Raw genomic sequence first — 7,297 nt, 5'->3', positions numbered from 1 at the left:
CGCGCGGGCGGACCGTGCGCGAGTTCGTCTTCGGCGTGCTCATGGCGCCGTCGCTCTTCACCCTGATATGGTTCGCAATCTTCGGCTGGCAGTCGATGGAATTCGACGGCCTTGGCCTCGCCGCCCGTGAGGCAATGGGCGACAGCGCCGGTGCGATCAGCAGCGCGGTGGCCGAAAGCGTGCCGCTGGCCATGTTCGCCTTCTTCGAACAGTTCCCTTTCACCCAGTTTATCCAGGGCTTCGCGGTGGTGATCGTGGCGATCTTCTTCGCCACCTCCTCGGACTCGGCCTCGCTGGTGGTCGACATGCTCTGCACCGGCAAGGCGACACCCGGTCCGACGCATCAGCGGGTGTTCTGGGGCGTGGCCGAAGGGCTCGTCGCGGCGATGCTGATCCTGCTGGCGGGCGAGGCGGGGCTGACGGCGCTGCAACAGGTGATCACCGTGGTGGGCCTGCCGATCTTTGTCCTGGTCAGCACGATGATCCCGTCGATCATCCGTGGATTCGCCGCAGAGGATATCGACCACATCACCATCGGCACGCGGCCCGAGCTGGAAGAGTTCGGCCACGGCCCGGCGAGCGAGGAAAGCACCTCGGGTGGCCTGCGCGAGCAGCCAGGCCCGGCGGAATGAAAAACGGCGCGGCCTAGCGGGGCCGCGCCGTCATCAAGATTTCGACCGGCGGCCGGGGCAGCGCATCGAGCGCGATCAGCCACCGCCGGATCAAGAGCGCGCCGGGCAGGGAAACCGCCCGGCGTCTTGTCTTAGTAGCCGCGCGACGCATCGGCGAGATCGGCGCAGGTGCCGGTCTCCTCGAAGGTCTTGAGGTTGGCGGCGATGATCCGCCCGCCGGTGGCGGCGTCGATCTGCGAGGCCACGTGCGGGGTCACGGTGATGCCCGGCGTGGTCCAGAACGGGTTGTCGGTCGGCAGAGGCTCCTGGTGGAACACGTCGAGCGTGGCCTGCTTGATCTGACCGCTCTCGAGCGCCGCCAGCAGGTCCCCATCCACGAGGTGCGGTCCGCGGGCGCAGTTGATCACGCAGGCACCCTCGGCGAGCTTGCCGAACAGATCCGCGTTGAGGATGCCGGTGGTGTGCTCGGTCAGAGGCAGCAGGTTCACGAGGATCTCGCAGCCGTCGAGGAAGGCGTCCATCTGCTCGGGGCCGGTGAAGGTCTCGACGCCCTCGATCGACTTGGGCGACTTCGACCAGCCGCGGGTGTTGAAGCCCAGCATCGACAGCGTCTGCGCCGCGGCGGCGCCGAGATTGCCGAGGCCCATGACGCCCACGGTGCGGTTCGGGGCCACCGGAACCACGATGGCGTGCCAGTCGAGCTCGGCCTGGGCCTGCAGCTGGCGCGGCATGTCGCGGTGATGGCGCAGCACGTGCAGCGCCACGTATTCGCGCATGCGCTGGGTCAGGTCATCGCCCACGGTGCGGATGATCGGCACGCCCTGCGGCAACTCCTCGTCGTTCAAAACGTGGTCGATGCCCGCTCCGATTGAGACGATGGCCTTGAGATTGCTGAATTTTGCGAGATCGCCTGTACGCGGCCGCCAGACCACGGCATAGGTGACGGCGTCAGGGTCGGTGATGTCATCCAGCGCGGCGATGTCCCAGCCGGGCATCAGCTCCTGCAGCATCTCTACCCACCACTGGGCCTTGTCTGCGAGGGGAAGGTAGACGGCGACGGTCATGTTTGCTCCTTTGGGTCGGTCATCTTTGGGGAATGGAAATGAATCTCAAGCAGCTCGAGGCCTTCTACTGGCTGAGCCAGTTCGGAAAACACCGGCAGACGGCCGAATATCTCGGGCTGACTCAGCCCGCGGTTTCGGCGCGCATCACGGCGCTTGAGAAGGATCTTGGCAAGACCCTGATCGACCGCGAGGCCGACGGCTTCGTGCTCACCGATCAGGGGCTGGAAGTTGCGGAATTCGCGGTTCAGTTCCTGAACCTGCGCGAGGCCATGCTGGGCCGGTTGCAGGACCGGCACAAGCGCGGCGTGAGCCTTGGCCTTGTGGGTATGGCTGCGCTGACCTGGGGCCCGCGCCTGCGCGAGGCGCTGCTGGCCGAATTGCCGGAGATGACGATCGACATCTACCTCGGCTCTGATCTGCAATTGCGCCGTCTGGTCGAGGCAGGCACGCTGGACGCGGCTTTCACCGCGTCCGGCGACCGGGCGCGGGGCGCGGATTTCGGGGTCGAGTATCAAGTCGGCTGGGTGTCGCGCGGAGATGTCATCGAGGGCCTTCCTCAGCCGATGAGTCCGGACGATCTGCGGGCGCTGCCGCTGGTCCACTACCCGAAGACCTCGCCGCTGTTCAATCCGGTGGCCGACTATGTCGACGACATGGCGGAACGCACTGCGCCGCGCCATTACGGCAATTCGCTCTCGGCGATCTGCGAGATGGTCCGGCTGGGCTACGGTGCCTCGGCGCTGCCGCTGGCGGCGCTCGAGAACGAGATCGCCAGCGGCAAGGTTGTCGAGATCGCGGCCACCGAAGGGCTGGCGCCGCTGCATGTCGCCTGCACCCACGCCAACCGCGCCCGCCGAAAGCAGGTGGGCCAAGTGCTCGAGCTTGCGCGCGAGGCGGCGAGGGCGTGGTGCAGGGACCATGGGCGGTACAGCTCCTTCGAGGACCTCTAGGCCTCAGCCCTTGGTCTTCTCCTCGACCATCTTGGTGGCACCGGACATCTCGCCGAGATGGGTGCCGCCGGTGACCTTGGCCTCGTTGACGCGGCCGCGCTCGGTGAGGAACTCGCCGCGCTCGATCACGTCGTCGAGGTCTTCCGGCGCGATGAACAGCACGCCGCAATCATCGGCGAGCACAGCGTAGCCCGGCAGCACAGCCGCGCCGCCGATCGAGACCGGCACGTTGAAGCCGCCGCCGGTGTTGTAGAGGCGGGTGGTGACCGGCGAGGCGCCGCGCGACCACATGGCGAAGTCCTGCTCGGCGATCTCGGCGGTGTCGGTGTGGGGGCCGTCGACGCAGCCGCCCTCGAGGCCGATCATTGCCGCCATGCGGGTCACGCCGCCGCCCCAGCAGGCGTACTTGGTGTCGCCGAGGCGATCCACGGCGAGGAAGTAGCCCGGTCCGCACTGGCTCAGGCAGTGGTGCAGCAGCGTCGAGTCGAGGCCCGGGATTGCCAGCGTCGCCAGCGTGCCGACAACGACCTTGCCCGGCAGCACCGGCTGGATCGCCGGGGCGGCGAAGCCGTAGTGGTAAAAGTGGCCGATGGTGGCGGTCTCGAGCTTGGCGAGACGGTCGAGCTTCTCCTGCGGGATCTTCTCGGGCATCGGGTTGAGCTTGTAGACGAGGTTGGACATGTGAGGTCCCTTCTTTTGTCGTTATGTCAGGAGATCAGTTCTGCGGCCCGAGGATCAGGTCCGGCAGAAAGGTCACGGTCTGCGGCACGTAGGTGAGCAGCAGCAGCACGGCGACCAGCGGGATCAGCATCGGCAGCACCGCCATCGTCACCTTCTCGAAGCGGACACGGCCCACCTCGGCGACGATGTAGAGGCCGATGCCCATCGGGGGCGTGGCGATGCCGAGCAGCAGGCCAAGCTGGATGATGATGCCGAAATGCACCCGGTCGATGCCGTAGGCGTCGATCAGCGGCAGCAGCGTCGGCACCAGGATCAGCTTGGCCGGCACCCCCTCGACGACGCAGCCGACGAGGATGATGAAGATCAGCAGCAGGCCAAGGAAGACGTTCTTGTTCTCGGTGAAGGAGAAGGTGAAGTCTGCCAGCTTCTGCGGCGTCTGGTCGATGGCCAGCAGCCAGCCCATCGCGATCGAGAAGGCGATGATGATCATGATCACGGCGGTCATCATGGCGGTGTCGCTGAGCGCAGCAAAGAAGGCGCGGAAGGTGAGTTCCTTGTACCAGATGCCGATCAGGATGCAGTAGATGCAGGCCAGCACGCCCGCCTCGGTGGCGGTGACGAAGCCGAACATGATCGAGCCAAGGATGATCGCCGGAGCGACGAGCGCCAGAAAGCCGTGCTTGGCGGTGCCCGCCACCTCGCGCACCGTGGCGCGCGGCTGGGTCGGGAACTCCTCGAACTGGGCGCGGAAGCGCACGTAGAGCATCAGCGACAGGCCGACCAGGATGCCCGGGATCAGGCCCGCGAGGAACATCCGCTCGACCGACTGCTGTGCCAGGAAGGCGTAGAGCACGAGGCCGATCGACGGCGGGATCAGCGGCCCGATCACCGAGGAGGCAACGGTGATCGCGGCGGCGAAATCAGGCTTGTAGCCGCGCTCGCGCATGGCCTTGATCTCGATGGCGCCGAGGCCGGCGCAGTCCGCCACGGCGGCGCCCGAGATGCCAGCAAAGATCATCGAAGACAGGATGTTGACCTGTGCGAGGCCGGCCTTGAGATGGCCCACCAGCGAGTTGGCGAAGGCAAAGATGCGCTCGGTCACGCCGGTCGCGTTCATCAGGTTGCCGGCCATGATGAAGAACGGCACTGCGGTGAGCGAGGCCTTGTTGACGCCCTCGAGCATCTGCTGCGGGATGATCTGCAGCGCGGTCGAGAAGTCCGAGGTCAGGAAGGTGAGAACCGTCGCCGTGCCGATGGCGATGGAGATGGGCACGCGCATGAGGATCAGCGCGATGAAGGTGCCGAAGAGGATCCAGGCCATAGGTCAGACTTCCGGGTGATGGTCGGTGACGTTCTCGGGCATGCCTGCCGCGAGCTTGACGATGTCGAGCACGGCGGTCAGCGCGACGAGCACCGTCGAGATGAAGAGGGGAACCGAGAGCGCGAGGCGTGGCAGCTCGAACCCGGCGGGCAGGATGGCCCCGTCATAGACCCCGTTCGAGGTGGCGATCACCTTGGGGATCTGCAGGATCAGCACGCCGGTGACCACGAGTGTCGCGGCATCCGAGACGATGCGCGTGATGACCATGCCCGACGGTCCGAGGCGCTCGGCGACGAAATCGATGCGCACGTCCTTGAGCCGGGCGTAGAGCGCGAAGAAGCCGAAGAAGCTCAGCCAGATGAAGAACACCATCGTCCACGGCCACATCCAATAGGGGGCCATGCTCATCGGGCGCAGGATGATGGTTGCGGTGGTGAGGCCCAGCATCACCAGCAGGCAGATATTGGAGATCCACAGGAAGGCCCCGCCGAGCGACCAGTTGAGCCGGTCGATGCGGTTGAGGGCCCGCTGAAGCGGGCCCTCCGGTTGATAGTCGAGCGGTGTCACTGGGTGGGAGTCCGTGCTGCTTCGACCGCCTCGAGGAAGCCTTCCGGCAGCTCGCCGGATTCGGCCATGTCGGCGTAGAAGGTGGCCATCTTCTCGACCAGCGGCGAGATGTCGATCTCGGTATAGGTGGCGCCATCGGCCACCATGCGCTCGATGCTCTCGTCGGCGACCGAGAACATGATCTCCTGCGACAGTTCACCGGCCTCGGCATAGGCTTTCAGCAGGCCGTCGCGGGTGTCTTCGTCAAGCGCTTCGAGGGCGCTTTCGTTGACCATGAAGCCGACCGACTGCCAGTACTCGTCCATGCGGGTGATATACGGCGCGACCTCGTTGAAGCGCATCGATTCAACCAGCGCGATGGGCGAGTTCACCGCCTGCACGATGCCCTTCGAGATCGACTGGTAGACCTCGGTCCAAGGCAGGGTGATGACTTCTGCGCCGAGATTGTCCCAGGTGTCGATCGCCACCTTGTTCTCGTGCATGCGCATCTTCAGGCCTTCGTAATCGGCCGCGCTCTCGACCGGCACGTTCGACACGGTGACGCGGAACGGGCCGCGCAGCACCAGAGTCGGGTCGCCGAGCGGGCGCACGCCGGATTCCGCAGCGGCGTTGTCGAACCAGCCCTTGACGGTGTCGGAGTTCATGAAGCGCTGCCAGTGGGCGAAATCGTCGAAGGCGTAGGGCCCTGCGAGCCAGCCGAGCGCCGGCTCCCACTTCTTCATGTAGCCGAAGCCCTCGGCGTAGATCTGCACGATGTTGGCCTGAAGCTGCTCGAGAACCGCGTTCTCCTTGCCGAGCTGCTCGTTGGGATAGACGGTGATCTTGAGCTCGCCGTCGGTGTATTCCTCGGTCAGTTCGGCGAACTTTTCGAAGACCTGGCCCTCGGGGCTGTCGACCGGCATCTTGGTCGCCATCTTCCAGGTGGTCTCGGCGTGGGCGGCACCGCCCAGGATCATCGCAAGGCCCGTGGCCATGCTGAGAAGTGTCTTGGTTTTCATTGGGATAAACCTCGATGTTGATAGGTGGGTTTGCCGGTTTGGTCGCCGGTCTTGGTGATGGATCAGTCGTGCAGGCCCTTGGCGACATGGTCGCGGACCAGGCCGGCACCGATGGCAGCAAGGCGCTTGACCAGCACGTCGCCGGTCTCGGCCGAGCACAGGGTGGGATCGCAGCCATAGGCGCCGGTCTCGGTCGCCTCGAGCGCTTCGATGGGCGCCTGGATCTTGGCGCCGTCATAGACCACCGACGAGAAGCCGCCGATCTTCATGCCCTTGATCTCGCTGCCGGTCGGGGCGGGCTTGATCATGTCGGCACGTATCAGGTCGGGGTAGAAGTGCAGGCCGACCGAGGTCAGCGGGTCGCCGCCATGGCCCGAGCTCGCCTTGGCCTTGTCGGCCCCGATGAGGGCGGGCAGTTCGCCATAAGCGACCTGCCAGAGATACATCGACGGGATGAAGAGCCCGGCTTTCTGACGCCAGCGCAGCGCCACTTCGGTGATCGCGGGAACGTTGCCGCCATGACCGTTGACGATCATCAGCTTGCGGATGCCGTGGCGCTCGAGGCAGCCGAACATGTCGTCGAGGATGCCGCAAAGCGTTGCGTGCGAGATCGAGATGCCGCCGTGGCTCGACTCGAAATAGTCCTTGCCGCCGAAGGGGATGACGGGCGCAACGAAGGTGGGGACGCCATCCTCGCGGGCCGCCTTGGCGATCTCCATCGCCATCAGGTCGGCAGCCATATAATCGCCCATCGGCGCGTGGATGCCCTGATCCTCGAGCGAGCCCATGGGCAGCAGAACCACCGCCTCGGACGTGAGTTCCTGGCGCGCCTCTTCCGAGGTCAGTTCCGCGATCCGGATCTTTTCGATCATGCTGTCATGTCCTTGTCATCTTGTCCGCCAGAGTTGACGGGTAGTGAACGGGGCTCAGCCCCTAGGGTCCAATTCAATCGGTTTGCGGGCCGATAAACGGAATTTTTCAGTCGCTCATTCCGCCGCTGCCGCTGGGGCTGCGGCGCCCGCAAGCGCCCCGAAGCGGGACAGGCGGAACGGGGTCGGGTCGACCGTAAGAGGTGATCAAAGCC

At 65.5% G+C, this 7,297-nt stretch carries 8 protein-coding genes; 2 read left to right on the top strand and 6 right to left on the bottom strand.

All coding sequences use genetic code 11. The features are described from left to right. The coding region (locus R2601_RS15130) for a BCCT family transporter (protein ID WP_007799859.1) at positions 1–632 on the top strand (632 nt) is incomplete at its 5' end. 131 nt (positions 633–763) lie between these two features. Here R2601_RS15130 and R2601_RS15125 read toward each other — a convergent pair. Further along, entirely contained in the window at positions 764–1,696 is a 933-nt protein-coding gene (locus tag R2601_RS15125; RefSeq protein WP_007799856.1) for a 2-hydroxyacid dehydrogenase, read from the bottom strand. Positions 1,697–1,734: 38 nt separating this feature from the next. On the opposite strand from R2601_RS15125, the gene R2601_RS15120 reads away from it, so the two are divergent. Then, positions 1,735–2,646 carry a LysR family transcriptional regulator gene (locus tag R2601_RS15120; RefSeq protein WP_007799854.1) on the top strand — a complete coding sequence of 304 codons (912 nt, stop codon included), beginning with the start codon at positions 1,735–1,737 and terminating at the stop codon, positions 2,644–2,646. 3 nt (positions 2,647–2,649) lie between these two features. Here the strand turns inward: R2601_RS15120 and R2601_RS15115 are convergent, their stop codons facing one another. The 5 genes from R2601_RS15115 to R2601_RS15095 form a co-directional block, all read right to left on the bottom strand. Then, entirely contained in the window at positions 2,650–3,327 is a 678-nt protein-coding gene (locus R2601_RS15115) for an RraA family protein (RefSeq protein WP_007799853.1), read from the bottom strand. A gap of 34 nt (positions 3,328–3,361) precedes the next feature. Then, positions 3,362–4,648: a TRAP transporter large permease gene (locus R2601_RS15110; RefSeq protein WP_007799851.1), complete on the bottom strand. Its 1,287-nt coding sequence runs from the start codon at positions 4,646–4,648 to the stop codon at positions 3,362–3,364. A gap of 3 nt (positions 4,649–4,651) precedes the next feature. Beyond that, positions 4,652–5,215, bottom strand: a complete 564-nt coding sequence (locus R2601_RS15105) for a TRAP transporter small permease (RefSeq protein WP_007799849.1) — start codon at positions 5,213–5,215, stop codon at positions 4,652–4,654. Then, entirely contained in the window at positions 5,212–6,213 is a 1,002-nt protein-coding gene (locus tag R2601_RS15100) for a TRAP transporter substrate-binding protein (RefSeq protein WP_007799847.1), read from the bottom strand. Before R2601_RS15100 ends, R2601_RS15105 begins: the two co-directional genes overlap by 4 nt. A gap of 62 nt (positions 6,214–6,275) precedes the next feature. After that, positions 6,276–7,085 carry a creatininase family protein gene (locus R2601_RS15095; RefSeq protein WP_007799845.1) on the bottom strand — a complete coding sequence of 270 codons (810 nt, stop codon included), beginning with the start codon at positions 7,083–7,085 and terminating at the stop codon, positions 6,276–6,278. Positions 7,086–7,297 lie beyond the last annotated feature (212 nt).

The organism is Salipiger bermudensis HTCC2601 (genome assembly GCF_000153725.1).
Taxonomy (GTDB): domain Bacteria; phylum Pseudomonadota; class Alphaproteobacteria; order Rhodobacterales; family Rhodobacteraceae; genus Salipiger; species Salipiger bermudensis.
Note: the sequence above shows the minus strand (reverse complement) of the source record. Positions and strands in the feature narration are given on the sequence as shown.

Excerpts from the sequence above, each read along its gene's own strand:
- R2601_RS15125 (WP_007799856.1), bottom strand. The coding sequence starts at position 1,696 with ATGACCGTCGCCGTCTACCTTCCCCTCGCAGACAAGGCCCAGTGGTGG.
- R2601_RS15120 (WP_007799854.1), top strand. The coding sequence starts at position 1,735 with ATGAATCTCAAGCAGCTCGAGGCCTTCTACTGGCTGAGCCAGTTCGGA.
- R2601_RS15115 (WP_007799853.1), bottom strand. The coding sequence starts at position 3,327 with ATGTCCAACCTCGTCTACAAGCTCAACCCGATGCCCGAGAAGATCCCG.
- R2601_RS15110 (WP_007799851.1), bottom strand. The coding sequence starts at position 4,648 with ATGGCCTGGATCCTCTTCGGCACCTTCATCGCGCTGATCCTCATGCGC.
- R2601_RS15100 (WP_007799847.1), bottom strand. The coding sequence starts at position 6,213 with ATGAAAACCAAGACACTTCTCAGCATGGCCACGGGCCTTGCGATGATC.
- R2601_RS15095 (WP_007799845.1), bottom strand. The coding sequence starts at position 7,085 with ATGATCGAAAAGATCCGGATCGCGGAACTGACCTCGGAAGAGGCGCGC.